Annotated in this window: 26 protein-coding genes; 11 read left to right on the top strand and 15 right to left on the bottom strand. The window is 63.1% G+C overall.

The window, feature by feature from the left end; genetic code table 11:
* Position 1: 1 nt before the first annotated feature.
* Genes IVB41_RS26820 through IVB41_RS26830 form a run of 3 tightly spaced genes read right to left on the bottom strand, consistent with a single transcriptional unit; the run spans position 2 to position 3,151 of the window.
* Entirely contained in the window at positions 2-928 is a 927-nt protein-coding gene (locus IVB41_RS26820; RefSeq protein ID WP_247403033.1) for an ABC transporter permease, read from the bottom strand.
* Position 929: 1 nt separating this feature from the next.
* On the bottom strand, positions 930-2,042 hold the full coding sequence (locus IVB41_RS26825) for an ABC transporter permease (protein ID WP_247290529.1): 1,113 nt from the start codon (positions 2,040-2,042) through the stop codon (positions 930-932).
* The gene (locus IVB41_RS26830) at positions 2,039-3,151 is read right to left on the bottom strand and encodes a BMP family ABC transporter substrate-binding protein (protein ID WP_247290527.1); all 1,113 of its coding nucleotides are present in this window, start codon (positions 3,149-3,151) and stop codon (positions 2,039-2,041) included. Before IVB41_RS26830 ends, IVB41_RS26825 begins: the two co-directional genes overlap by 4 nt.
* 403 nt (positions 3,152-3,554) lie before the next feature.
* On the opposite strand from IVB41_RS26830, the gene IVB41_RS26835 reads away from it, so the two are divergent.
* A complete protein-coding gene (locus IVB41_RS26835; RefSeq protein ID WP_247436777.1) occupies positions 3,555-4,814 on the top strand; it encodes an allantoate amidohydrolase in 1,260 nt (419 codons plus the stop codon).
* A gap of 97 nt (positions 4,815-4,911) precedes the next feature.
* Positions 4,912-6,285 carry a hypothetical protein gene (locus IVB41_RS26840; protein WP_247436780.1) on the top strand — a complete coding sequence of 458 codons (1,374 nt, stop codon included), beginning with the start codon at positions 4,912-4,914 and terminating at the stop codon, positions 6,283-6,285.
* A gap of 10 nt (positions 6,286-6,295) precedes the next feature.
* On the opposite strand, the gene IVB41_RS26845 is transcribed toward IVB41_RS26840, so the two are convergent.
* Positions 6,296-7,615 (bottom strand): dicarboxylate/amino acid:cation symporter, encoded by a 1,320-nt coding sequence (locus tag IVB41_RS26845; protein ID WP_018456682.1) that lies wholly within the window; start codon positions 7,613-7,615, stop codon positions 6,296-6,298.
* Positions 7,616-7,831: 216 nt separating this feature from the next.
* The gene (locus IVB41_RS26850; protein ID WP_247290522.1) at positions 7,832-8,053 is read right to left on the bottom strand and encodes a hypothetical protein; all 222 of its coding nucleotides are present in this window, start codon (positions 8,051-8,053) and stop codon (positions 7,832-7,834) included.
* A 349-nt stretch (positions 8,054-8,402) separates the two neighbouring features.
* Between IVB41_RS26850 and IVB41_RS26855 the strand changes: the two genes are divergently transcribed.
* Entirely contained in the window at positions 8,403-8,585 is a 183-nt protein-coding gene (locus IVB41_RS26855; RefSeq protein ID WP_027519316.1) for a hypothetical protein, read from the top strand.
* 18 nt (positions 8,586-8,603) lie between these two features.
* Here IVB41_RS26855 and IVB41_RS26860 read toward each other — a convergent pair whose 3' ends face one another.
* From IVB41_RS26860 to IVB41_RS26870, 3 genes are all read right to left on the bottom strand, one after another.
* Complete coding sequence (locus tag IVB41_RS26860) at positions 8,604-9,980, bottom strand: VWA domain-containing protein (RefSeq protein WP_247436783.1); 1,377 nt, start codon at positions 9,978-9,980, stop codon at positions 8,604-8,606.
* 5 nt (positions 9,981-9,985) lie between these two features.
* On the bottom strand, positions 9,986-10,933 hold the full coding sequence (locus tag IVB41_RS26865) for a MoxR family ATPase (RefSeq protein ID WP_007601482.1): 948 nt from the start codon (positions 10,931-10,933) through the stop codon (positions 9,986-9,988).
* 147 nt (positions 10,934-11,080) lie between these two features.
* Entirely contained in the window at positions 11,081-11,281 is a 201-nt protein-coding gene (locus IVB41_RS26870; RefSeq protein WP_027566602.1) for a hypothetical protein, read from the bottom strand.
* A 224-nt stretch (positions 11,282-11,505) separates the two neighbouring features.
* On the opposite strand from IVB41_RS26870, the gene IVB41_RS26875 reads away from it, so the two are divergent.
* The gene (locus IVB41_RS26875) at positions 11,506-12,480 is read left to right on the top strand and encodes a quinone oxidoreductase (protein ID WP_247436787.1); all 975 of its coding nucleotides are present in this window, start codon (positions 11,506-11,508) and stop codon (positions 12,478-12,480) included.
* 39 nt (positions 12,481-12,519) lie between these two features.
* Here IVB41_RS26875 and IVB41_RS26880 read toward each other — a convergent pair whose 3' ends face one another.
* On the bottom strand, positions 12,520-12,795 hold the full coding sequence (locus tag IVB41_RS26880; RefSeq protein WP_247290514.1) for a hypothetical protein: 276 nt from the start codon (positions 12,793-12,795) through the stop codon (positions 12,520-12,522).
* Positions 12,796-12,891: 96 nt separating this feature from the next.
* Positions 12,892-13,500 (bottom strand): S24 family peptidase, encoded by a 609-nt coding sequence (locus tag IVB41_RS26885; RefSeq protein ID WP_007612810.1) that lies wholly within the window; start codon positions 13,498-13,500, stop codon positions 12,892-12,894.
* Positions 13,501-13,666: 166 nt separating this feature from the next.
* Here IVB41_RS26885 and IVB41_RS26890 point away from each other — a divergent pair, with 166 nt between their 5' ends.
* Entirely contained in the window at positions 13,667-14,194 is a 528-nt protein-coding gene (locus tag IVB41_RS26890) for a GcrA family cell cycle regulator (protein WP_247436789.1), read from the top strand.
* 46 nt (positions 14,195-14,240) lie between these two features.
* The gene (locus tag IVB41_RS26895; protein WP_247436793.1) at positions 14,241-14,816 is read left to right on the top strand and encodes a hypothetical protein; all 576 of its coding nucleotides are present in this window, start codon (positions 14,241-14,243) and stop codon (positions 14,814-14,816) included.
* A gap of 46 nt (positions 14,817-14,862) precedes the next feature.
* On the opposite strand, the gene IVB41_RS26900 is transcribed toward IVB41_RS26895, so the two are convergent.
* Entirely contained in the window at positions 14,863-15,219 is a 357-nt protein-coding gene (locus IVB41_RS26900) for a hypothetical protein (RefSeq protein WP_007612800.1), read from the bottom strand.
* 243 nt (positions 15,220-15,462) lie between these two features.
* Here IVB41_RS26900 and IVB41_RS35695 point away from each other — a divergent pair, with 243 nt between their 5' ends.
* From IVB41_RS35695 to IVB41_RS26910, 3 genes are all read left to right on the top strand, one after another.
* Positions 15,463-15,594: a hypothetical protein gene (locus IVB41_RS35695; protein WP_256378960.1), complete on the top strand. Its 132-nt coding sequence runs from the start codon at positions 15,463-15,465 to the stop codon at positions 15,592-15,594.
* Positions 15,595-15,975: 381 nt separating this feature from the next.
* Positions 15,976-16,161, top strand: a complete 186-nt coding sequence (locus IVB41_RS26905; RefSeq protein WP_027519309.1) for a hypothetical protein — start codon at positions 15,976-15,978, stop codon at positions 16,159-16,161.
* Between the two features lie 142 nt (positions 16,162-16,303).
* Complete coding sequence (locus IVB41_RS26910; protein ID WP_027519308.1) at positions 16,304-16,645, top strand: phasin; 342 nt, start codon at positions 16,304-16,306, stop codon at positions 16,643-16,645.
* A gap of 195 nt (positions 16,646-16,840) precedes the next feature.
* Here IVB41_RS26910 and IVB41_RS26915 read toward each other — a convergent pair whose 3' ends face one another.
* The 3 genes from IVB41_RS26915 to IVB41_RS26925 all read right to left on the bottom strand — a co-directional run bounded on the left by IVB41_RS26915 (position 16,841) and on the right by IVB41_RS26925 (position 20,233).
* Positions 16,841-17,158 (bottom strand): cytochrome c, encoded by a 318-nt coding sequence (locus tag IVB41_RS26915; RefSeq protein ID WP_247402861.1) that lies wholly within the window; start codon positions 17,156-17,158, stop codon positions 16,841-16,843.
* Positions 17,159-17,451: 293 nt separating this feature from the next.
* Positions 17,452-18,282, bottom strand: a complete 831-nt coding sequence (locus tag IVB41_RS26920) for an alpha/beta fold hydrolase (protein WP_247402863.1) — start codon at positions 18,280-18,282, stop codon at positions 17,452-17,454.
* Between the two features lie 154 nt (positions 18,283-18,436).
* Positions 18,437-20,233: a ShlB/FhaC/HecB family hemolysin secretion/activation protein gene (locus IVB41_RS26925; protein ID WP_247436798.1), complete on the bottom strand. Its 1,797-nt coding sequence runs from the start codon at positions 20,231-20,233 to the stop codon at positions 18,437-18,439.
* Positions 20,234-20,362: 129 nt separating this feature from the next.
* Here IVB41_RS26925 and IVB41_RS26930 point away from each other — a divergent pair, with 129 nt between their 5' ends.
* Both IVB41_RS26930 and IVB41_RS26935 read left to right on the top strand, forming a co-directional pair.
* Positions 20,363-21,643: a FecR domain-containing protein gene (locus IVB41_RS26930; RefSeq protein WP_247356476.1), complete on the top strand. Its 1,281-nt coding sequence runs from the start codon at positions 20,363-20,365 to the stop codon at positions 21,641-21,643.
* 59 nt (positions 21,644-21,702) lie between these two features.
* Positions 21,703-24,444, top strand: coding sequence for an EAL domain-containing protein (locus IVB41_RS26935; RefSeq protein WP_247436801.1), 2,742 nt, complete (start codon positions 21,703-21,705; stop codon positions 24,442-24,444).
* Between the two features lie 12 nt (positions 24,445-24,456).
* Here the strand turns inward: IVB41_RS26935 and IVB41_RS26940 are convergent, their stop codons facing one another.
* Positions 24,457-24,741, bottom strand: coding sequence for a hypothetical protein (locus tag IVB41_RS26940; protein WP_007612789.1), 285 nt, complete (start codon positions 24,739-24,741; stop codon positions 24,457-24,459).
* Positions 24,742-24,846 lie beyond the last annotated feature (105 nt).

A 24,846-nucleotide genomic window follows, 5' to 3' on the forward strand; every position in this document is an offset into this window, starting at 1 on the left:
CCTAGCGGGTGATCGACAATTCGGCCGGTGCTCCGGTCAGCGTGCGCTTCGGCGAGCAGGTGATGATCATGATCGCCAGCGTCAGGATGTAGGGGGCAGCGTTGAAGAGGTGGTAGCCGGAGGTGACGCCGACCGATTGCAGCGCCGGGCCCAGCGCCGCGGCGCCGCCGAAGGCGAGCGAGGCCCACAGACACAACAAGGGGTCCCAGCGCGCGAAGATCACGAGTGCAACCGCCGTAATGCCCTGGCCCGAGGACAGGCCCTCGTTCCAGCTTCCGGGATAGAACAGCGACAGGAAGGAGCCACCGATGCCGGCAAGGAAGCCGCCGACCATGGTTGCGCGCAGGCGGATCAGCAGCACGGAGTGGCCCATCGCACGCGCGGCGTCCGAACTCTCGCCGGCGGTGCGGATCAGGAGGCCCCAGCGCGTAGTCCGGAAGGCCCAGTAGAGAATTGGGGCGAGCGCGACGCCGATCAGGAACAGCACGTTGACCCGTAGGGCCGCGCGCACCTGCGGAATGTCGCTCCACCAGCCGAAATCGATTGCGGGCAGTCGAGGTGCCGTCGGCTCGATCAACGGTTTGCCGAGGTAGAACGCTAGTCCGGTGCCGAACAACATCAGCGCGATGCCGACCGCGACGTCGTTGACACGCGGCAGCGAACAGATGCCGGCATGCAGCGCGCCCAGAAGCGCGCCGGTGAAGCCAGCGGCGAGCACGCCCAGCCACGGCGATCCCGTGAGATAGGAAATGCCATATGCGCTCATCGCGCCCATCACCAGCGTGCCTTCGAGGCCGAGATTGATGCGGCCTGAGCGCTCGGTGATGCATTCGCCCAGGCTCACGAACAGGAACGGGGTCGAGACGCGAATGGCGCCGCCGAGCACGGCGAGCGGGACGGTCCAGAGTCCGATCGAGCCGTCTGCCATCTCAGGACTTTCCCTTCAGAAACCCGATGCGGCCGTAAAGCGCATCGCTGGCCAGCACGAAGACGAAGATGATGCCTTGCAGCACCAGCACGGATGCATCCGGCAATCCGAGGCGGCGCTGCAACAGCCCGCCGCTGGCGCTGATACCACCGAGCAGGATCGCGACGGGGATAATGGCGAGCGGATTTTGTCGCGCCAGGAAGGCGACGAGAATCCCTGTAAAGCCGTAGCCCGCGGCGAGGTTGGCGTTGGTGCGCCCCTGCACGGCGGCGACCTCGACCATGCCGGCAAGGCCCGCGGCGCCGCCGGCGAGGAAGCAGATGGTCAGGATCAGCTTGCTGACATTGAGGCCGACGATCTTCGCAGCGCGGATGTTGCCGCCGGCAACACGCGCGGCGAAGCCGAACACGGTGTGATAGATCAGGATATAGGCGGCGATCGCGGCGATCAGGCCGAACACGAGACCCCAATGCACGTCGGTGCCGGGGATCGATCCGATCATGTTGGCCGCGCCGATCTCGCGGGTTGACGGCTTGTTGAGGCTCGCGGGGTCGCGCATCACGCCTTCGACGAGATGGTTGAGGACCGCGAGCGCGATATAGACGAGCAGCAGGCTCGAGATCGTCTCGTTGACGCCGCGATATTGCCGCAGCGCGCCCGAGAGCATGACCCAGAGGCCGCCGCCGATCACGCCGGCGATGACCATGGCGATCTGCACGACGAGCGGCGGCATGCCCTGAAGCACCAGTGCCGCGCTGGTTGCCGACAGCGCGCCGATCAGGAGTGCGCCTTCGCCGCCGATGATGACCATGCCGAGTTGGGCGGGCAGCGCCGTGCAGAGTGCGGTAAGGATCAGCGGCGCCGCGCGCGTCAACGTGTTCTGCCACGAGAACCAGGTGCCGAACGCGCCGTAGTACATGTAGAAATAGAGGTCGAGCGGGCTCTTGCCGAACATCGCGACGAAGATACCGAAGACCCCGAGCGCGCCGGCCAGCGCCGCGCCCGGGATCAGGATATATTCGATCGCTCCGCCGTGACGTTGGAGGAATCCCGGATCGGCGGCCGGGGCAACCGTCCCGACCGCTTCAACAGGATCCGCAGCTTCCGTCGTCACGAAGTCGCCCCGACCACGCCCTCCACAAGATAGTCCATCTTCTCGAGCTCGGGATCCTTCTGGCCGCGATCGGTGCCGGCTGCGATCACCGTCTTGCCCTTGTTGTCGACCAGGCCTCCCTTGAAGATGGCGTAGCCGTCACCGGACAAGAACTTGGCCTTGACGTCGTCGGCGTGCTTGCGCGCCTCGGCCGAGACCGCTTCGCCATAGGGCGAGGTCTTGACGATTTCCTCCTTGAGGCCGCCGCGATAGAAGTTCGGGATGCTCTCGCCGGCGGCGATCATCTTGACGAACTTGGGGTACAACGCTTCCCAGTTCCACTCGGCTCCCGTGAGATACGCCTTTGGCGCGAGTGGCGACTGGTTGACGTGATAGCCGCACACCATGGCGCCCCGGCGCGCGGCGTTCTCGACCATGGTCTTCGGACCGTCGACATGGCAGGTCAGCACGTCGACGCCCTGGTCGATCAGACTGTTGGTGGCCTCGGCTTCCTTGATCGGCATCGACCAGTCACCGGTGAAGATGACCTGCGTGGTGGCCTTGGGATTGGCGAGCCGCGCGCCGAGCGCGAATGCGTTGATGTTGCGCAGCACCTGCGGGATCGGTTTCGCGGCGACGAAGCCGAGTTTGCCGCTCTTGGAGCTGTAGCCGGCGACGATGCCCGAGATATACTGGGCTTCATCGATATAGCCGAAATAGCTGCCGGCGTTCTTTGGGTCCTTGTCGCTCCACAGGCCGCCGCAGTGCTCGAAGTGAAGCTTCGGGAATTTGTTGGCCATCTTGACCATGTGCGGATTGTAGTAACCGAACGAGGTCGGGAAGAGCAGGGTGGCACCGTCGAGATTGATCATCGACTCGATCGTCTTCTCGACCGCGTCGGTCTCCGGCACCTTCTCTTCTTCCACGACCTTGAGGCCGGGAATCTTCTTCAGCGCCGCCGCGCCCTGCGCATGCGCCTGATTGTAGCCGTAGTCGTCGCGCGAGCCGACATAGATGAAACCGATCGTCGTCTCGGCCGCAAAGGACGGGCGGGCGCCGGCCGCCGCGCCGAGCGTGAGGGCCGCACTGCCCTGCAACAAATGACGTCGTGAGATCCTGCCAAATTCCATTGCTTGCTCCCCTTGGCGGATGCACCGCCTCATCTCGCGCTGCGCCGGTCTGGCGGAGCCCAGGATCAATTGTCGCAAGCTTCGTGCCAGAGGTTGCCGAGAGAGAATCTTTGATTAAGCCGTTGAAATTAATTAGGTATTTTCGGCAATTCGAGCTTGATCAGGAAAGCAGCAGATGAAATTATAGGCAATATTTTATAGTTGTATGCAATGGAGTTAAGCAGTCTTAACCGGCCTGGACATGTGCATGACGAGGGCCGGGTGGTCTGCCGGCGACCGCATTCATGCTAACCACGCGCTGATTGGAACGGTGTCGGCCGCGTGATTTCGCTGGCACCGAACTTGAATCGATTGCGCCAGGACCGCCGTCGCCGCGGTCCCAAGAGATGGAAAGCTCGCCGAGATGGCTGCTGGTAACGCCGTTCACACTGGTTCGCTCGGCGAAGAGATCGTGCGAGGGATCAATGAGCTCGCGGCGATCTCGGAAGAAGGCGACAAGCTCACCCGCATCTATCTGACCAGCGAGCTGCGCAAGGCGGCGGACCTCATCCTGAGCTGGATGCGCGACGCCGGCATGAGTGCGCGTCTCGACGCGATCGGCAATGTCTGCGGGCGCTACGAAGGCGAGCGGCCGGGCGCGCCTTGCCTGATGCTCGGCTCGCACTACGACACCGTGCGCGATGCGGGCAAATGGGACGGGCCGTTGGGCGTGATCACCGCGATCGCCTGCGTCGCCGATCTCAATGGCCGCGGCAAGCGCCTCCCGTTCGCGATCGAAATCGTCGGTTTTGCTGATGAGGAAGGGGTGCGCTTTGCTTCGACCTTGCTCGGCAGCCGCGCGGTCGCCGGCACCTTTGACGAGAGCGCCCTCAACACACGCGACCGCGATGGCGTGTCCATGCGCGACGCGCTGGTGCAGTTCGGGCTCGACCCCGATCATATTGGCGCGGCCGCGCGAGCCCGGCGCGAGCTGCTTGCCTATCTCGAGCTGCACATCGAGCAAGGGCCGGTGCTGGAAACACAAAACCTGCCCGTCGGCGTGGTCACCGCGATTGCGGGCGCGACACGGCTTGCCGCGCGGCTGACCGGCATGGCGGGGCACGCAGGCACGGTGCCGATGGCGCTCAGGCGCGATGCGTTGGCGGGCGCGGCCGAATGTATCGGCGCGATCGAACAGTTTTGCCGCACCGACGAGGACGGACTGGTCGGCACCGTCGGCTACATCCAGGCGAGGCCCGGCGCGACCAACGTTATTCCGGGCGAGGTGTCGTTCACCATCGACATGCGGGCACCGACGGACATGCACCGCAAGCGCGCGGTCGCCGATGTCGTCAGGCAGATCGAAGCCATCGCAAAGCGCCGTCAACTGTCGCTTCAGCTCGACGTCACCCACGAGAACCGCACCGCGCCGTGCGCGCCCTGGCTGAAGGAGCAGATCGCGCAGGCAATCAAGGCGGAGGGGTTTTCCGTGTTCGAGCTGCCGAGCGGGGCCGGGCATGATGGCATGGCCATGATCGATATTGCCGATGTCGGCATGATCTTCGTCCGCTGCCGCAGCGGCATCAGCCATCACCCGGACGAGCATGTCGAGCTAGCCGACGCCGATGCCGGCGCGCGGGTGTTGCTGGGGCTGATCGAGAATTTTCGGCCCCGGCAAGGCTAAACTGAGCCCGCAAGTCACGGGATAGAGACACGAATCAGACAGGTCTAGAGCCGCGACGGCCTCCCGCCGAACCACGAGACACCATTCGACGGCGCCTATGAACAGCGGCATCTCTTTTCCATCCCATCGCGAAAACCGATTTTACCAGGGTGTGGCGGCGACCTTCGTCGCCAACGCGCTCCAAGCCGTGAACTTTCTCGGTGATCGATTCCTGAGGCAGTCGCATCATCCGTTCACGGCCATCGAAGACCTTTACCGGCACTCGATGGACAGCGCCTTTGCGGTGACTGAGTCCTTTCTCGTCACGGGCGCGCCGCACGCCTCTGCGTATTATCCGCGCGACTTCGCCTGGTTCTATCCCGACGTCCTCGACCCCGACACCATCATCGATTCGCAGGATGCGGTGCGGCGGGCTCGTCTGCTCGACAAGAGCGTCCGCCTGCTGCTGGATGCGGTTCGCGCCAACGTCGTCACGACGACCATCGTCCCGGCTGGGCGCGCCAGGTATCTTGGCGTGAACTATTTCTCGCGCCCCTCGGATACGCTGCTCGGCATTCTGGCCGGCCTGCGGCAGATGATCTCTGCCGAGGAGAGAGGGTCATCCTATCTGGCGATGTCGGAATGCGCGCATGCCGGCCGCCTGCTGCTGGCCGAATATTGCGGTGATCTGAAGCGCGCGATCCTCCAGCTCGCAAGCGAGCTCGAACCGTTCAATGATGCTGGCTCCACCTATTTGCTGTGCGACGCCAGTGCTCCGCGCTCCGCGGCAACCGACACGCGCGCCGAGCGCAGGCGTTTCGTCACCAATGCCTGCGTTCACACGACGTACGTGTGGGGCGTGCAGCTCGGAATCGTCAACGAGAACGAGCTGAAGCGGCGGCTCGGACGCGACCTGGCGCAGTACAAGAGGGACCTGCTCCACCTGTTCGGCAAGGGCGGCCATATCAGGCATTCTCTTGATGGCCCTACGGGCTCGCCGGTGTCCTCGGTCGCGCTGGATTTCGTCAATGTGCATCGCGGCTTCTGGGATATGAGCGAGGAAAGCGAGCGCGCGCTGTTCGCGGCCACGGCGGATCTGATCATTGCGGAGCCGCGCTTTCGCATCCCCGGCACATTCCACTTCCTGGTGTCCGCGGATAATCCGCGTAACAAGATGATCCACAAGATCGCGGCTCCCGCCTACCAGGGACGGTCCTCCTGGCCGACGTTCAACGTCGAGTTCGCGGATCGCCTGCTGGACTACGACGAATTCTCGGGGAGCAATACTTACCGTTCCTGCGCCCGGGGAATTCTGAAGGACATTCGCACCGCGACCGAAGTCCACGGCGGCTATCAGGAGCTGATCTCGGAGCAGGGCCTGAAATATCGCACCTGGGCCTACAAGGGCGCCGTAGCCCACTCCTGGTTTCCGCGTTTCCTCTCCGTCTGGAGGAGGGCGCATGGAACGCCGCTCCTCCAGTGGAATGACTGAACGGCGGTCGTTACCCCGCCGTTACGTCCACGAGCTCGCCGCCGTCGAGGACCTTCGCCGCCTTGGCGCGGTCGAGGTCGCCTTCCCAGGCGGCCACCACCACGGTGGCAACGCAGTTGCCGGTGAGGTTACCGACCGCGCGAGCCATGCCGATGAACCAGTCGACCGACAAGACCAGCACGAGGCCGATCGCAGGGATGCTCGGCACCGCGTTCAGCGTCGCCGCCAGAATCACGATCGCGGAGCCCGGTACGCCATGCGCGCCCTTCGAGGTGATCAGGGAGACGCCGAGCACCAGCAGGAGGTCGCCGAATGACAGCGGCGTGTTGGTCGCCTGCGCGATGAAGACGACCGCAAGCGTCAGGTAGATCGAGAACGCGTCGAGATTAAAGGAATATCCGGTCGGGATCACCAGGCCGACCACGGAATCCTTTACGCCCATCCGCTCCAGCTTCTTCATGATCTGCGGCAGCACGGCGTCCGACGAGGCGGTCGCGAGCACGATGGTCAACTCCTCGCGCAGGTAGGCGAGGAATTTGAGGATGTTGATGCCGGCGAGCGCCATGACGCCGCCGAGCACGCCCAGCACGAAGATGCCGACCGAGACGTAGAACAGCGCCACCAGTGAGACGAGCTGCTTGAGCGAGCCGACGCCGTATTTGCCGACGGTGTAGGCGACTGCGCCGAGCACGCCAAGCGGAGCGACGCGGACAATAAGCCCCATGACGCGGAACAGCACGGTTGAGGCGGCATCGATCATCGAGGTGACGAGCTTGCCTTTCTCACCGCCGACCAGTGCGAGGCCTACGCCGAACAGCACGGCGAAGAACAGCACCTGGAGCACGTCGTTGCGCGACAACGCGTCGAACGAGGTGCTCGGGATCACGTTGAGGAGGAAGGAGCCGATGCCGCCGCCCTGAAGCTTGTGGGCGTTGTCGGCATAGGTATTGAGGGCCTTGGCGTCCAGCGTCGAAGGGTCGATGTTCATGCCGTGGCCGGGGCCGAAAGTGTAGGCCAGGATGAGACCGACCACGAGCGCGACTGTGGTCATCACCTCGAAATAGACCAGCGCCTTGACGCCGACCCGTCCGACCTTCTTGAGGTCGCCCGCACCGGCAATGCCGTGCACGACGACGCAGAACACGATCGGCGCCACGATCATCGAAATCAGCTTCAGGAAGGCGTCGCTCAGAATCTTGAGCGAGATGGCAAAATCCGGCGCGGCCACGCCGAGAATGATGCCGAGGATCAGCGCGGCCAGGACCTGGACGAACAGCGATGTATAGAGCGGCTTTGGCTCGGCAGCCGGGGCCGCGGCAATGGTCGACATGGTGACTCCCCCGTTTTGACGACGTCTCGATCGTCGAAAGGAGCAACTAGCGTGCCAGATTGTCGCGGTTTCCGCTGAGGAGGAGGTCTATTTGGTCGCTTTTGCGGTGCGACTGGGCATCCGCATCGGCACCGGGCCACCGTTCGAGCTGCCATCGGTCACATGGACAGGCGATTTTGCGGTCGTACCGTCATGTTCCGCACGCGGGTGGCCGTGTCACGCCGCCAGATCCAGCAGCCGACACGATCCGCGTACCAGCACCTTGCGTCCATTCGGCGTCATGACCGGCACACCGTCGCAGACGACGACAAGACCGAGCTTAACGAGGCTCTCGATGAGATAGGCCTTGGAAAGGCGACCGTTCGACACCGGGTTGCGAAGCGCCTTCAGAACCTCCCATTGGTCCGGCGAAAGATCGAAGTCGATGTCGTTGCTCATGTTGCCTCAAGCCGTAGTGCCGTTCGTGCGCCTCTGTTAGAGGCGCTGCATGAAGACCGTGCGACGACAATGAGTCGGGAATTCGGTGAGGTGTTTAGAACTCCTCTTCACAAATTGCTGCACGCCATTGCGCCACAAGCGTTAAGACCGCTCGATCACGAGGACCGTCCGGAGCTCGATCACATATTGATGATGTGGGCTTCATATTGGTCGGCGAACCACCGCACTGCACGGGAAGCGCTGCTGTCCCATTCTGCGTCGCAATATGCACAGAAATCATGAGACGAAGGGTTCGGGATTCTGTACGCTGATTCGCGGGGAATGGCTTCACACGGCAGGAGTGGAGTGCATGAACAGACTGGTCGAAATTCGTAGTCAGGAATCCCTGTGCCGGGAGCGCGCCGCGCTTGATTTCCAGCGCCGGGTTTTCTGGCTTGCGCAAGCTCAGGAATGGGAGCAGCGCGCGCTTGACGAGATCGCCTATCATTTCCGGGAGTGCAATGTGGCTCAGACGGAGCTGATGCGAAACTGACGTCGGCTTGGGTAAGGCCTACTGATAAGTCGCCACAATATCGGACACCGCGCGCTCGAGCTGCTGCGCGGTGGCGCACTGGCGCACCAGGCTGCAGAAGGTCGCATAACGCGGCATCTCGGAATCGCCAAAGCCCCAGGCGAGACGTCCTTCGGGATTGAGCCACACCAGTCGCTTCGAGCGCTCAGAGATGCGGCGCAGGATGTCGGCGCGCGGATCGAGATTGTTGCTGCGGGCATCGCCCAGCACGATCACCGTGGTCTGCGGCGTCAGCGTGCTCATAAACTCCTTGTCGAAATCGGCCAGCGAAGAGCCGTAGTCGGAGGAGCCGAAGCCGACCTTGGACATGATCTCGGCCATCGCCTCTTCCGGCGGTTTCGATTCCAGGACGTCGCTGACTTCGATCAGATGCGAGGAGAAGGCGAAGGAATGGACGTCGTCGACCACCTCGTGCAGCGAGTGGATCAGGAGCAGGAAGAAATCCGAGACCTGCGCGACCGAGCCCGAGACGTCGCAGAGCGCCACGATCTTCGGCCGGTCGCGATGCTTGCGCTTCCAGGCCGTGAGAAAGGGGATGCCGCCCCAGGCGGCGTTGCGGCGCAGCGTGCGGCGGACGTCGAGATGACCGCGCCGCTGGCGCTTGCGTGGCTTCGAATAGCGCTCGCGCAGGCGCCGCGCGATCTGGCGGATGAGAGCGCGCATTTCCGCGACATGGCGCCGCTCGATGCGGGCAAGCGGCGCGTTGCGCAGAATCTCGTTGCGGAGGTTTTCAGCCTCCTCGCGGGCATAGAGCGCAAGCCCCTGCGCGACAGTGTCGCGAACGGCGTCGCGCAAGCCATCGAGCGCGGCGCGAAGCCGCTCGGCCAGTGCCGGATTGGTCGCGGTCAGCTCGTCGAGATCGTCGCGTAGCCGCTGGAGCCCCATGGCGTCGAGGATGCGGCTGGAGAAGATGCCGCGCTGGGTGGAGTAGCGGATGTCGGACAGGGAGGCCGCACCTGAGCCGCTGGCGATCGCGGCGGTGATCGCGTTGCGATCCTGCGACAGCAGCATCTGCGCGAGGGGGCCCAATTCTGCGGGAGGCGAACCGCCGCTCGCATCGCTGGCCTCGCCGGATGACGGAGATTGATCTGCGTCCTCCGAAACATCGTTGCTGTCGGCTTCAGGCTGTTCCTGCCGCGGCTCCGGCTGGCTGAAGAACAGATCGAAGCAGTCACCGAGCGCGAGCTTTTCGTCCTGCGACTTGGCGAGCGTCAGAAGGAGCGCATCGCGCAGAATGGTCCGGTCGGAAACGCCGACCTGCGCGACCGCACGCATCGCATCGATGCTTTCGGCCGGCGAGACATGGACCCCGGCGCCCCGCGCCGCACGGAAGAAGCGATGAATATTCTCGCGCATCGGCGTCAACCGAAGACGTTGGATCGTGCTGCCTTGGCAATGAAGGTCGTAATCTGAGGCTGAGCCGCCTCGATGTCGGCCTCGTATTTCAGAAGTACGTTGAGCGTGTCCTTGACGATCTCGGTGTCGAGCTCCGAGGCCTGCAAGAGCACCAGCACGCGTGCCCAGTCGATGGTCTCGCTGACCGAAGGCAGCTTCTTCAGGTCGAGCGAGCGGATTTCGTGGATGAAGCCGACCATCTGCCGCCGCAGCGTCTGCGAAATGTTGGGGACGCGGCTCTCGACGATGCGCTCCTCGAGCCGCTGCTCGGGAAAGCCGATGTGCAGATGCAGGCAGCGCCGTTTCAGGGCGTCGCCGAGATCGCGCTCGCTGTTCGAGGTGAGGATCACCGTTGGCGGCGTGATCGCGGAGACGGTGCCGAGTTCCGGGATCGTGACCTGGAAGTCGGAGAGAATTTCCAGCAGCAGAGATTCGAATTCCGCATCCGACTTGTCGATCTCGTCGATCAGGAGCACGCAGCCGCCCGGCTGCTCCAGCGCTTGCAGCAGCGGCCGCGGCTCGACGAACTCCTTGGAGAAGAACACGTCGCCGAAATCGTGGAGCTGATTAAGTGCAGCGTGCAAAGTCTGCGCGCCGCCCAGGACTTCGCCGAGCTTGTCCTTGAGGATCTGCGTGTAGAGAAGCTGCTTGGCGTATTTCCATTCATAGAGCGCCTTGGCCTCGTCGAGGCCTTCATAGCATTGCAGGCGGATCATCTTCAGGCCGCGCCAGGCCGCGATTGCCTTGGCAAGCTCGGTTTTGCCGACGCCCGCGGGGCCTTCGACCAGGATCGGCTTCTCGATCTGTTGCGACAAATACACGGCGGTCGCGATCTGCCGGCTCGCGATGTAGCCTTGCGCGGCGAGGCCGCTCTCCACTGCCTCGATCGCTGTCGAGGGCTTCTGTTCAGCCACGAAAAGGCGCTCCCAAAGGTCTTGATTGAGGCTTGTTCTGCCTGCGTTCACGGCAAAGAACAAGCCTCGTTTGGGAGAGCCCAGACCCGCGCGAATGGGCGTTTTTTCCGCTCAGCGCAAATAGTCGAGCAGCCACCAGCCGCGCGATCAGTGCCGCAGCAACTCCGGCTTGCGGATCGTCTGTCTGACCTCGGCGCCGCAATCGGCGCATTCATAGACGAAGTCGATCTTGGCAAGCCTCCAATGCGGTTCGACCTCGCGCACATACATTGGAAGGAACCCCGTGCAAGCAGGGCAAATCACAGGCGCGATCTCGATATCCTGATGATGCTGTACATAAGCTGGCATCTCGGCTCTCCTTCGCAGACGACCTCCAAACCCGCGCGAAGGCTACTGCCGGCTGGCGCAAGGCCGACATCAACTCTTTCGAACAGAGGCGGAACGGCGGAGGTTTGTCGTTCGCTGTGACATTCTTGTTACGTCTCTGTACTGTGACGGGCGGACCAAATACCTATTTCAAAAGCCCGATCCGGTATTCGGATTTTGACCTCAACGATAAGGGAGCAACGCCCATGACGCATGCCATTCGCTTTCACAAGACTGGTGGTCCGGAAGTGCTGGTCTGGGAGGAGGTCAGTGTCGGCAAGCCCGGACCGGGCGAGGCACGAATCCGCCATACCGCCGTCGGTCTCAACTTCGTGGACATCTACAACCGTTCGGGCCTTTACCCGGCGCAACTGCCGAGCGGGCTTGGCAGCGAGGCCGCTGGTGTCGTTGAGGAGGTCGGGCCCGGTGTCACCGATCTGAAGCCGGGCGATCGCGTCGCCTACGGCGCCTCGCCGCTCGGCGCCTATTCCGAGGCGCGGCTGATCCCGGCCGACCGACTGCTGAAGCTGCCGGACGGTGTCGACGACAAGACCGCGGCGGCGATGATGCTGAAGGGGCTCACCACGCAATATCTGATCCGGCAAACCTATCGTGTGAAAGCCGGCGACACTATCCTGCTTCATGCGGCAGCCGGTGGTGTCGGCCTGATTCTCTCCCAGTGGGCCAAGCATCTCGGCGCGACCGTGATCGGCACCGTCAGCAACGACGAGAAGGCCAAGCTCGCCAAGGCGCATGGCTGCGACCATGTCATCATCTATAGCCGCGAGGATTTCGTGAAGCGCGTGAATGAGATCACTGGCGGCAAGAAGGTGCCGGTGGTCTATGACTCCGTCGGCAAGGATACGTTCCTGAAGTCGCTCGACTGCCTCGCGCCGCTTGGCGTCGCCGCGCTGTTCGGTGCGTCGTCCGGCGCCGTCGAGCCGCTCAATCTCGGTTTGCTAGCGCAGAAGGGCTCGCTCTACGTCACCCGGCCGACGTTGTTCACCTACGCCGCCAAGCGTGAGAGCCTGGTCGCGATGGCAGGTGAGTTGTTCGACGTCGTCAAGTCCGGCGCGGTCAAGATCGAGGTGCACCAGACCTATCCACTGAAGGATGCCGCCAAGGCGCATGCCGATCTCGCCGCGCGCAAGACCACGGGATCGACCGTCCTCACGGTGTGATCTCCGATCGGGCTGTGGCGCAGGCCGCTTGGCCTTGCGTCACGTCGGCTCGTGCTTACGCAGATCGTGGGCGTGATCGAGGCGGATAGCCTGTAAGTCGACTTCTTCGGGCCGTATCTCCGGGAGGGCCGCCTCGGCGAGGATGGCCTCGGTAATGTCCTCGACCGAGCTCTCCGCGATCTCGTGGATGAACGAGATGTTCCGATATTCACCTGAGGCAACGCGGGAAATGACCTCGCGCCTGGTGATTTCAGGGTCGACGACCGCCTCGCGGCCGCGACGCCCATAATCGATCATCACGACAAAATACTGCATGAAACGATCCTGCCGTGCCCCATGTCGGGCACGGCAGAGTATTTCCGAAAAACGGAATCAAGTCAAGACGCATTTCGAAAAAACGGAAATTCCAGCCTACTTGCTCCTCTTGCGAGGGCGCGCCGATTTGGCGCGCAGCCGCTCCAGCTGCCCCTTGGGCATGGAGAGGCAGATCTCGCCGACCCACTCCAGTTTCACGCCGACGATCTGCTTGGCATTGAAGCTGCTGAGATTGACGACGGAGGGGGATTTGCCCCGCTCGATCGTCTTTAGATAGCGCTCGCCGGTCTTGAGCCGGACCACGGCCTCCTCGCCGTAGAAGCTCGACAGGGGATGGCGCTGGTCCTTGTAGACCACGATGACGTCGCCGCTCTCGTATTTGGGCAGCATCGAATCGCCTACGATCTCGAATGCGATGGTCTCCTCCATGATCGGAAAGGGCAGCGCGATGTCGCCTAGGCCTTCCGGTGGAACCTGCTCATAATCCGGCTCGATCACGGCACCGGCGCCGACGCGGCCCATGATCGGCGCGAGATTGAGCTCGAGATATTCCATGATCGGAATGATTTCCGAAGCCTTCACCAGGCGTTCACCGCCGAGGATCTCCGAGACCGCGCCGGGCCGTACGCCCATGGCAGCCGCCAGGCCGCCCTTGCTCTTGCCTGTCTTTTCCAGGCCCCGTTCGATCATTGCAGCGTCCAACATGGTGATTCCCTCGATTGTCCATCGTTCCGCCTCTTGTAATCCGAAATTCGGAATTGATGCAATTATGAATATCAGAATTATCGCTTGACTCTGACTTCGGAATACCGGAATGTGCGCTTCGCCTCGCGATCGTGCGATCGGAGGAGGCGCATCACAGGACAGCAGCATGGAACCGGGCCATTGGCCGTCGGAGCACTCCGACGCGCTTCGCGACTATTTTCTCAAGGGAATGTCTTATGCGGAGATCGGAAGACAGATTAACGCAAGGTTTGGAACGTCTTACACGCGCAACGCGGTGGTCGGCCGCGCCAAGCGGCTCGGGCTGGTCGTGCAGGTGCGGACGGCGAGCCCGTCGATCGTCCCAGTGTTGCCGTCTGGGGGCTGTCTTGTCCTGCCGCACCGCCCTACGGTGCTGAGCCTGCCGCCGAAATCTGCGATGAAGCCTGCCGCGCAGGTCAAATTGCGCTGCGTCGGCGTCCAGCCGCGCCTGGTCCCGTTGGTCGAACTCGCTGGCGAGGACTGTCGCTATCCCTATGGCGGCGACAAGGACGGGGAGGAGATCACCTTCTGCGGCCATCCGCGCGAGCCGGGCTCGAGCTATTGCACGCCGCATGCGCGCCTGACGCGCCGCGCCGGAACTGGATCCGCTCGCGTCGCCGGCCCCGTCGTGCTGAGGCTGGTCTCTGCCGCCTGACCTGACGACCGCCCGTTCAATCGTCAATTTCGCAAGGAGTATCCGAGTGGCACGTGTCCGACGCAACAGGTCTTACAAACTGGCGGATGTCTACGATCGACGCTCGCGCGAGATACCGTTCAATGCGGAGATCGCGGAAGTCGAGGTGGACAATCCGCTGGCGCTCGACCCGGGCGAGAAGATCATGGCCGTGCGGTCGATCCGCAGCGATCCGCTCGGCCGGCTGCACGCGCACCATCAGATCGACGAGGCGCAGTATCGCGGCGGGCGCGCCTTCCAGAACGATTGGGAGAGGGCCGAGCGTGGCCCTCAGGCGATGGACCCGACCCGCGAATATGTCGATGGCGCGCGCACGCGCGAGCCGGTTACCGAGAGCCAACGTCAGGCGGTGCTGCGGCTGAACCGGATCGAGCGCGAACTCGGCACCGACGGTGCCGCGCTAGTGCACGACGTGTTGGTGCTGGGCCTGACCATGGACGAGATCGGCCAGCGTCGCGCCGTTCGTACGCAACGCTGGACGGACTATTTTTCCCGACGTTTTCGGGAATGCCTGGACCGGTTGGCACTGATCTACGGCTTTGCGACGGAAACGGGGACACGGCGTGCAGGGCAACGCAGATGACAAGGGCGCGCCCGCGACCTCGATCGCGGGCGCGCCGGTCTGCTGCTTAGGGATGCGGTAGGATCTGGTAGGTCGTGGTATACGGCTCGACCCGGAGCGACGCGTTGGCCAAAAGCCCGATTCTGGCGGTCGGCGCTTGCTGCAATTCGCCGTTCGGACCGCGATGCACGTTGTATTGCCAGACAGTGAGATCGCCCTTCTGTGCCAGAGCATGTGCAACGGCGCTGGCATCATTGCCGCCGAGCGCCTGAAGCTCCTCCGTCGACAATCCGACGACGATTTCGTCCTTGATGGTGACGATCTTGAACAGGTTCATCCTGGTCTCCTGCGCCCATGCGCCTTGTATCGAGAAGGTGAGAAGCGCGACTGCGGCGCCCTTGATGAGATCGCAGCGAGAAAGCATGCCGTCGTCCTTTGGTTTCTGGGGCGCCGAATCGATCAATGCATCGGCCATGGCGCCCGTGATCTGCGTGGCTGTTTCGCCACCGCTTTGTCGTTTGCTCCTCAAAAACGGTTCACCGCCGGAAACAAATGCGGCCCGATGAATTCTGATGCGAAGAGGCGAGTCCAAGTCCAAGAGCTCGATGGGGCGGGTTTAGATGAATCCAAACGCCATAGTCTGTCTCTTGGTTCAGAAGGCCGCTCTGTGGCTGCCGATCCATGGCCCGAGATCGACATCTATTTCGTGGACGATACAACCGCCGACGCCGGACTCAACAATTACGTGCATACGCTGAAGAAGCACTGGTCGGATCCACCAATGTCCATTCACATCTGAAACAAGACGAAACAAGGCGTCGATTGACGGCGATCGAGGCTGCATGCCTGATCGATGACGCTTCTTGACGCAGGTGGGTGACGGCTGGCCATATTCCTGTTATCCGGAATTGCCGTGGCGCGATGCAGACGAAGCATCGCTGTGTCAACTGTTAGGCTTGCCGGAGGGGTTGTTTCTTGACATAGTTGCAACCTGTTCAAGTGGGCCCGCTTGCACATGTACCTCGGCGTGCGAACACACCGGGCTTCACCCGGACGAAAGCGCGCCATCGCCATAGCATCCGGTTGTGGCATCCGGTTGTGGCATCCGGTTGTGGCGTTCGGTTCTTAGTTGGGACCTCGATGTTGGATCACGAAGTCCGATGCTTGTTATAGGTGCGAGATGAAGAACCTCAATTTCGCAGCTGAGCTGCACCTCAAGCTCGGCGCGCCTGCAAGCGGTACTGTCGAAAGCCTGCGCCTGCTCCGCGCCTTTCTGAAGCTCGCGCCCCGGCAGCGTTTCGAAGTCATCAAGCTCGTCGAAGACCTCGCCACCGAAGAATCCCTTCCCGAACACCCCCTGTCCTGAGCCGGCCTGCGCGCTGGCCTTACCCCTTGCCCTTCGTTTTCCTGCCAGAGCCGGCCGCCGGGCGACGTCTTCCCCGGCCTGGACGCTGGCAGGCGATCCGGCAAGTGTGGTATTCAGTTCTGAAAACGGGAGGAGTGCGACCATGATCGAACCGAAGCTCGAAGTTCCGGCCGAACTGCGCGACCTGGCCGAGAAGACGATTGACCAGGCGGAAAAAGCATTCGGCATGTTTTTCGAAGCCGCCACCAAATCGATGACGACCGTTCCGGGTGCGGGGACGGACGTCTCGAAGCAGGCGCTCGCATTCACCGAGCAGAACATGAAGTCGGCGTTCGAGCATGCTCGCAAGCTCGTCCATGCGACCGACCTTCAGGAGGCGATGCGAATCCAATCGGATTTCCTGCGCAGCCAGTTCACCAATGCCGGAGACCACATGCGCCAGATGACCGGCAGTCTCATGCAGCCAGGGAAGGGCAAGTCCTGATTCTCGGTGTGTTCCCGGCGCGTCCAGAGATTGGACTTGCCGGGCGTGATTATCCGCACGTCGATGCGGGTACCGGTCCATGCTGGGCCGTCGAATGGACCTCATTCGCCGCGCATCATCCCTTCTGCTGATCCCTGTCGGTTCTCAGGCAGGGATAGCATTTGTCGCGGATGTCTTGACCGATCGGTGGCTCTGCTAGCGCAGCGATGCGATGTAGGCCGCGATATCGCCGGCTTCGATCCGGCTCAAAGGGAAATTCGGCATCTTCGGGTGCGGGTCTAGCAGGAAAAAGGCGAGCCTTTCCGAACTGAAGTCAGGCCTGCGCGCAACGGACGCGAAGGAGGGGACGTCGGCGCTCGCCTGGATCTGGCCGTTCGCCACGACATGGCAGCTGGCGCACCAGCGCCTCGCAAGGTCGGCGCCGTGATCTGCATCGGCGGCGAGAGCGGGCGACGCGCACACGCTCGAGGCCACTGCAACCAGCAGACAGATTCGTCTCAAGTGCCGGTGCATAGGGCAACCCTGTGTGTTGTTGGCTAGCGACGCCGTCCTCATCCGCAACACGAACCCGGAAACTGCGAGAGGTCGATGCGGGCGATGATCGACCGCAGCAGCTTGCGGGCCAAACGATAGAGATGCCGGGCGAATCTCGGCGTCCTTGCCGCAGGCAGGACAAAGCTTGTCGCAGCGAGTCTTTTCGTACCAAGGCTTTCGATGGAGTGCGACACGGTGTCTCTCCGAGATGGCAAGGCCCTTTCTAGCGTGGCCGGCTCGCCGCAGCCTTGATCTGCCGCAAAGGTGCTGGACTAATAGTCGCCGGGGTTCATGATCATCGGGCTTCGTGTATCGGCCGGCGCGAGCGCGCTGCTGGCGCTGTCGCGCAGGAAGCGGTCGAGTGTCGCCTGGATCTTCTCCTTGACCGCATCGGGACCGCGATCGCTCATCTCGGTATGCTGCGCACCGGTGTGGATAATGTCGATGCCGCGCGCCTTGGCCTCTTCCGGCGTCGGCAGCACGCCGGGATCGGTTACGAAATGCGGATCCTTCGAGCGGAACGACAGGATCTTCATGTTGTCGCTAAGCACGAAAGGCACTCGCAGATTGTCGAGCGTGATCACTTTCGACACCAGCTCCGGGTGCTGATGGGCGACATACATCGAAACGTCGCCACCGTTGGAATGCCCGACGAGCGTGATGTGGTCGTAGTCGGCGTTCTCCTGCCGCCGCTTCAACTCGCCCAAGGTGAAGAGGATGTTGGCCTCGCAGCGGATATAGACCTCGCGCCGGCCGACATATTGCTGGCCGGCCTTGGTCATCAGCGGCGGATCGCTCGGCAGATCCTGCTGGATGCTGGCGACGAGATAACCGCGTGCGGCGAGCACGTTGGCGAGGAAGGAATATTCGGTGGCCTTGACGGTATTGCCGTTGCTGATGATGGCGAGCGGGAGCTTCCAGAGGCCGAGATTGGCCTTGGTCTCGTAATCGCGCCGTACAGCGATTTCGACCGCAATCGGCCGCTGGCGCGCGGCGTCGAACAGGGTCAAAACCTCATGGCGGATCGCGAACCGGCTGACGACGAAATACTGGCCGACGCCGAGGACGCAGAGAAACGCCAGAACAGCAAAAACCTTTTTCATGGTTCCGTCTCAAATCACTTTTGACTGAACATGGCCATTGGGAACTCCCGGATCGAGCGATCGTGAGCAGGTTACGGGATTAAATTTAGGCAAGTCTGTGAGCCGCGTCCCAAAAGAGCCGCATGCCCGGGGCCATAGCGCGAAGGGCAAGGGTTTAGAGACAGCCGCCCTTGCCGCGTTCGGGGCAGAGCCGCAGCGCGCTTGACAGAGTAAATAGGAAGCGGGGGCTGCGGCGGTCGTTGTCGGGCGCCCGGTAGCTCAGGGGGACGGCCACGCCGAGATCGGCCTGGAAATCGTCCGGCAGGAAGAACCGCACGCCAGCTCCGGCCGAGGTCAGCGACAGGCCGTCGCTCAGGCGGTAACCGTCGTTCCAGACGGCGCCGGCGTCGCCGAAGGCATAGAGCTGATAGCCGGTCCAGTAGCGGTAGTTGAGCTTCTGGTCGAAGCGCAGTTCGAGTGAGCCGGCAAGACCGTTGTCCCCGCTGATCTCTGCTGCGCCATAGCCGCGCCCGAAGGCAGCGCCACCGAGATAGAATTGCTGCGAGGTGAACAGCGGCCGTGACGCCGTCTGGCTCGCAGCGGAAAGCTTGAGCGACCAGACCTCGTTGAGCGTCTGGTAGCGCGCAAACCAGAGGTTTAGCACCGAGAAGTTCGATGAAGCGCCATCGCGCGACAAAAGATCGTCGTCGAAATGCGAGGCACCGAAGATGTCGAGGCCTTGGCGGTAGGTCAGCGTCGCGAAATTGGTGCCGCCGAAATGGTCCTGAAGCCGGTAATCGGCGGTCAGGCTCGCGGTCCTGATGTGGTCATTGTACCAGGGGCCGTAAAGGTCATGCTCGGACACGTTGCTGAAGGTCGTCGCCGCAGTCAGGGTCAGCGAGGAGGATTGCGACTGCAATGGGACGATGCTGGCACGCAGCTCGAACGCCTCGGTCGTGGTGATGTCGCTGTCGAGGCGGCGGGCATCGCCCGGTCTAACCGCGCTGTACAGGACGGACCCGCCGAGACGCACACCGTCGACACCGACCGGTGCATCGTAGGACAGCCGTGCGAAGCCAAGCTGGCGGGGGTCGTTGGCGATGGTCGACAGATTGACCGCCAGCGTGTCGCCGGGCGTGAGATAGGAGTTGAACGCGCCGGTCGCATAGGTCTGCCACGGACCAACTGATGATGAGCCGAGATTGTCCAGACCGAACGACGAGAAGACGTGCCAGGTCTTCAAATAGACGATGAGGCGGAATCGGCCGGTTGCAGTGCCGATCTCCTCCAGTGCGGTGTCGGTGATCCGGACGCCAGGTCTGCCGTTGACGAGAAAGAGCTGACGTTCCAGCGTTGCCAGGCGCGACGGTTGCTCAGCCAGAACCGGCCCAAGCATCGGTCTCACGCCGAACTGCTCGGCGCCGTCGCCTTTCAGCTCGGCCTCCAAAATGGCGCCTTCGACCACCTGGATCCGGACGCGTCCGTCCGCAATATCCTGCGGCGGCACGATCGCACGGCTCAAGTGAAAACCATCGGCACGGTAGAGATCGCTGATCGCGCCTGCGATCGCGGCGAGATCCGCCTGCGAAACCTTCTTGCCGACATAGGGCTGGTAGACCGCGGCGATGCGATCGGGGGAAACGGCCCGGGCCCCGCTGACGTTGATGCCGCGCAGCACGAACTGAGGCTTGGTATCGCCGCCGGTGTTGGGCTGGCCGACTGTCGGCAGCCTGACCGGAGGGCGGGTCAGCGATTCCCGCTCGGTTTGGTTTTCAAAATATTTCTCGGGTTGGCGCGGATCGAAGCCCGGCTGGTTCGCCTGTTGTGCGAAAGCCTGAGGAACTCCCGTGAAAAAAGGGGCTAACAGCGCCCATGCGGTAATGAGATGCCGCTTCCCGACGCGCGCAATGCGCCTGCCCCCGTAGTTCGACGGAGATGTGCCCCTGGTGCGATAAGGGTTCGTTAGCCACATGATTTTTCATAGTTTTTTATGGTCAATGAACCGTTAACGCGACCGCTCCGCTGGCTGCTTCCCGCTAATCCTATGTTGAGTGATTTCGGATACCCCTCAGGCTGGCTGTAACGCGGACTGAGGATCGTCATGCTGAGCAAAATTGGAATGCGGTGCGCCTTCGCGGCTGCGCTGATCCTGGGAACGGCTTGCGGCGCATCCGCCGCCGACGATGGCGTCTGGTCGGTCGGCAAAGCCACCGGCGAGGTCTGGGTTGCCACCAGCGGCGCGCAGCAGGTCTCGTTGAATCAGCAGGAGGCGCTTAAGCCCGGCGACACCATTCGCACCGGACGTAATGGCCGCGTGCTGCTCGTCCGCGGCGAGGAAACGATCCTGATCTCTCCCAACTCGGTGGTCGGCTTGCCGACCGAGAGCAAGGAGGGCCTCTCGACTACCATCATCCAGCAGGCAGGTTCGATCCTGCTCGAGGTCGAGAAGCGCAACGTCAAGCATTTCGAGGTCGAGACGCCCTATCTCGCCGCTGTCGTCAAGGGAACGCAGTTCAGCGTCACCGTGGCCGCGGGCAGCACCAAGGTCGGCGTGCTTCGCGGCCAGGTCGAGGTCTCCGACTTCAAGACGGGACAGATCGCCCAGGTCCTGCCGGGGCAGGCCGCCACCGTTTTTGAGCATGGCAAGCCTGGTCTCAGCCTGAGCGGCGCCGGGACTTTCAATCCGATCGAGCACGGCAAGCCACGCGCCTCGAGCATCGAGCGCGTGCCCGTGCCGAAATCGGGCCTGCCGGCGCCGCGCAACGGGGCGAATGGCCACATGATCCATGCGCTCGGGCCGATCGATAAGGGCACCAAGGCGGCTGGCGCGCTCAAGCCATCGCAACAGGCGGCTGGAGCTCACGCGTCCAAGGGCGGTGCTGCAAAGCCCGGCGTCGTACGCATCTCGAACTCGCTCGGCGAGGTCAAGCTGAACGTCCACAAGGTCACGCACGGGCTCGCCCACGGCGGCGGTGCCCCCGGACAGGTGCGCAACGCGCACGCCAGCACGGAGACGGTCTGGAGCGACTCGAAATCGGGCACAAACGCATCCAACAGCACCGTCCAGACTGCGGTCACCACGAGCAGCGGCGTGACGGCTGGCAGCACCAGTTCGTCGGCTGCAAGCACGACAATAGCCGCGACCACGGCAGGTGCGTCCAGCGACGGTTCGGGCGGCGGCAGCGGAAATTCCGATGGCAAGACCAAACCGGATAAGGGCAACTCCGGTAACGGCAATTCCGGCAATGGGAATTCCGGCAACGGCAATGGCAACAGCGGTGCCACCGGAAACGGCAAGGGCAACAACGGCAACGGCAATGGCAATGGCGGCGGCAACGGCAGCAATGGCCACGGCAATGCCTTTGGCCACAACAAGCACTGAGGCGATTTCCTGGGGATGAGGGGGCGCAACCGCAGAAGCGGGTGCGCGGGAGGACCGGAGTGAAGCGCTATCGTCCGCATATTCTAGTCGTGACCGCGCTGGCGATCGTGCTGTCGACGGGGTGGCATGGTGCGCTTCGCAACGCGCTGACCGACCTACGGTTTGCCTGGCAATCGCGCGCCGCGAGCGGCAACGTCGTCGTGGTGGCCATTGACGCGCCCTCAATCGACCAGATCGGGGTATGGCCCTGGCCGCGCCGGCTGCACGCGGAACTGTTGCAAAGGTTAGAGGCTGCGGGGGCACAGGACGTCGCTTTCGACGTCGATTTCAGCTCGCCATCCGACCCGGCCTCCGACGAGGCTTTCGTCAACGCGCTGCGTGAGGCAGGCGGCTCGACCATCCTGCCGTCCTTCAAGCAGCCGGCGCCGAATGGCGGCGCAGCTCACATCAATCGCCCCCTGAAGCCGTTCGGCAACCAGTCGTGGCCCGCGCTGGTCAATGTCGCCATCGAATCCGACGGGCTCGTTCGCCGATATCCGTTCGGCGAGAAGCTCGGCGATGCCCTGATGCCTTCGATGGCCGTCGTGCTGGCCGGGCAGGACGCCAATCGGCGGCCGCCGTTCCTGATCGATTTCAGCATTCGGGCGGGCTCCGTTCCAAGTGTCTCCTATGTCGACGTGCTCCGCGGCAAAGCCGCCGCTCTCGACAGGCTGAGAGACAAGAAGATCATCATTGGAGCGACGGCGCTCGAACTCGGCGACCGCTTCAGCGTTCCAAATGGCCGCATCATCTCCGGACCCATCCTCCAGGCGCTGGCAGCGGAATCGATCCTCCAGAACCGGATGCTGCGCTGGACTTCCGATACCGGCATGATCCTGGGTCTCGCGGTGATCTGCCTGCTGATGATGTATTCGTGGCGCCGCTTCGCTTCGGGAATTCGCGTCGCAATCCTGATCTCGGCCGGGGCGGCCTTCGAGCTGGTTGCGATCCTCGTTCAGGCAAGATGGCCCTTCATCATCGACACATCGTTGTTCCACATCGCGATTGTCGCTTATCTGACGGCGATCGCACTCGACGAGATCGATTTTCGTGGTCTGCTGGGGCGCATCGCCGAAAGCCGCTTTCATCGTATCGCGATGTCGCTCGGCGATGGCCTCGTCTGCACCGACGAAGATCAGCTGATCACCGTTTGGAACCCCGGCGCCAGCGCGATCTTCGGCTATATGCCCGCCGAGATCATCGGCCGCCCGTTCGAAACGCTATGTGCCGTTCCGGTGGACGGTGAGGCGAGGCCGTCCACGCGCGACGCCGCGCGCCAGGCACTCCTCGCACCCGGCGGAGCGGTCGTCATCGAGTTCGAAGGGCGGCGCAAGAACGGTGAAACTTTCCCGGTCGAGGCGAGCTTCTCGGGTTGGCAGGGAACGGACGGCTTCCAATACGGAGCCATCCTGCGCGACATTTCGGTCCGCAAGCGCGAGGCCGAACGCGTCAGATATCTCGCCGAGTACGACGTGCCGACCGGTCTGGTCAACCGCAACACGCTGCACGCCGGACTGGTCGGCATGATCGCGGATGCAGCGCAGCGTCCTTGCGAGGTCGCGCTGCTCGTGATCGGGCTCGACGGTTTCCAGAGCATCAACGACATGCTGGGCCATTCTGCCGGAGACCTCGTGCTGCAGGCGGTCGCTACTCGCCTGAAAGCCCACGCGGGCGACGGCGCTGTCGTTGCCCGGCTTAGCGGCGACGAATTCGCAATTGCGCGCAAAGGCGCCGATGGCGACGAGCGGATCGCAGAGTACGCCGAACGAATTGCGCGCGCGTTCGAAGCACCGCTTGCGACCGGCACGCGGCAGCATCGCGTCAGGATCAGCATCGGCGTCGCGGTCCATCCGGAAGGCGGACACAACGCCGACGATCTCCTGAGCAACGGCCATCTTGCGTTGACCAAGGCAAAGCTGACGCGGCGCGGCGGTCATGTGGTCTTCGAGAGCGCGATCCGGCAGGAGCTGGAGAACCGCCTGACGCTGGAGAGCGAATTGGCGCTTGCCGCGGATCGCGGCGAGTTCGAGCTGTTCTACCAGCCCCAGGTTCGCCTGATCGACGCCAGCCTGGTCGGGGCCGAAGCGCTCATCCGCTGGCGGCATCCCGTGCGCGGCTACGTTTCGCCCGGAGAGTTCATGCCCGTGGTCAACAGCTCAGCCCTGTCCGAGCGGATCGGAAACTGGGTGATGGAGACCGCCTGCCGCCAGGCACGCGCCTGGGAATTGTCAGGCGACCCTGTGCGCGTCGCGATCAACCTGTCACCCTCCCAGCTTCACTCCGGCGACCTCGCCCATTCGGTTGCGGGGATGCTCGAAGCGACGGGGCTCACACCGTCGCTGCTCGAGATTGAGGTCACTGAGGACATCCTGCTTCACGACGAAGCCCGCGTGCTCGACATGTTCAAGCGTATTCAGCAGCTCGGCGTCCGCGTTCTGTTCGACGATTTCGGCACTGGCTATGCGAGCCTGAGCTATCTGAAGAAGTTTCCGCTCGACGGGCTCAAGATCGACCGGTCGTTCGTGCTCGGTCTGCTCGCGAATTCCGACGATGCCGCGATCGTCGGGTCGACCATCGGCCTCAGCAAACAGCTCGGACTGACGGTCGTGGCCGAGGGCATCGAGAATCGCGCTACGGCCGACTTCCTGGTGAGCATGGGATGCGAGGAAGGCCAGGGCTATTTCTTCGGCCGTCCGATGCCGGCGGAAGCATTCGAGCGGCAGTTCCTCGCAGCCGAGTGCGCCGCCGTCAGTGCGGCCTGAACATACGTTGCTCTAGCGCCGCCGCGCGACCGCGACGCCGAACAGGAAAGCAACGAACAGGCTGGCGAGCGGCGCTTCGCGCGTGATCGCGGCGACGGTCGCGAGGGGCCGGCCCGGCTTTCGCGCTTCGTCGATAGCGGAGGTCATGCGGTCGACAGCTGCATGCAGGCCACCCGCGACTTCACCGATGGTGCGGGATACGTCCGTCGCGGCATCGATGGCGCGCTCGGCCATGCCGGGATGTGAGGTGGACTGCGGGATCTCCGTGCTCAAGTGCGCGACCTCCGGGCTGATCATGTGACGGAGGCCGATACCTTTGGCTATCCGCGCGAGCGCTCGTTCTGAACAGCGGGTCAGATGACCTTTGGCTATCCGCGACAGGCGCCGTGGTTTTTACGGCGG

It is taken from the genome of Bradyrhizobium sp. 44 (assembly GCF_023073095.1).
Taxonomy (GTDB): domain Bacteria; phylum Pseudomonadota; class Alphaproteobacteria; order Rhizobiales; family Xanthobacteraceae; genus Bradyrhizobium.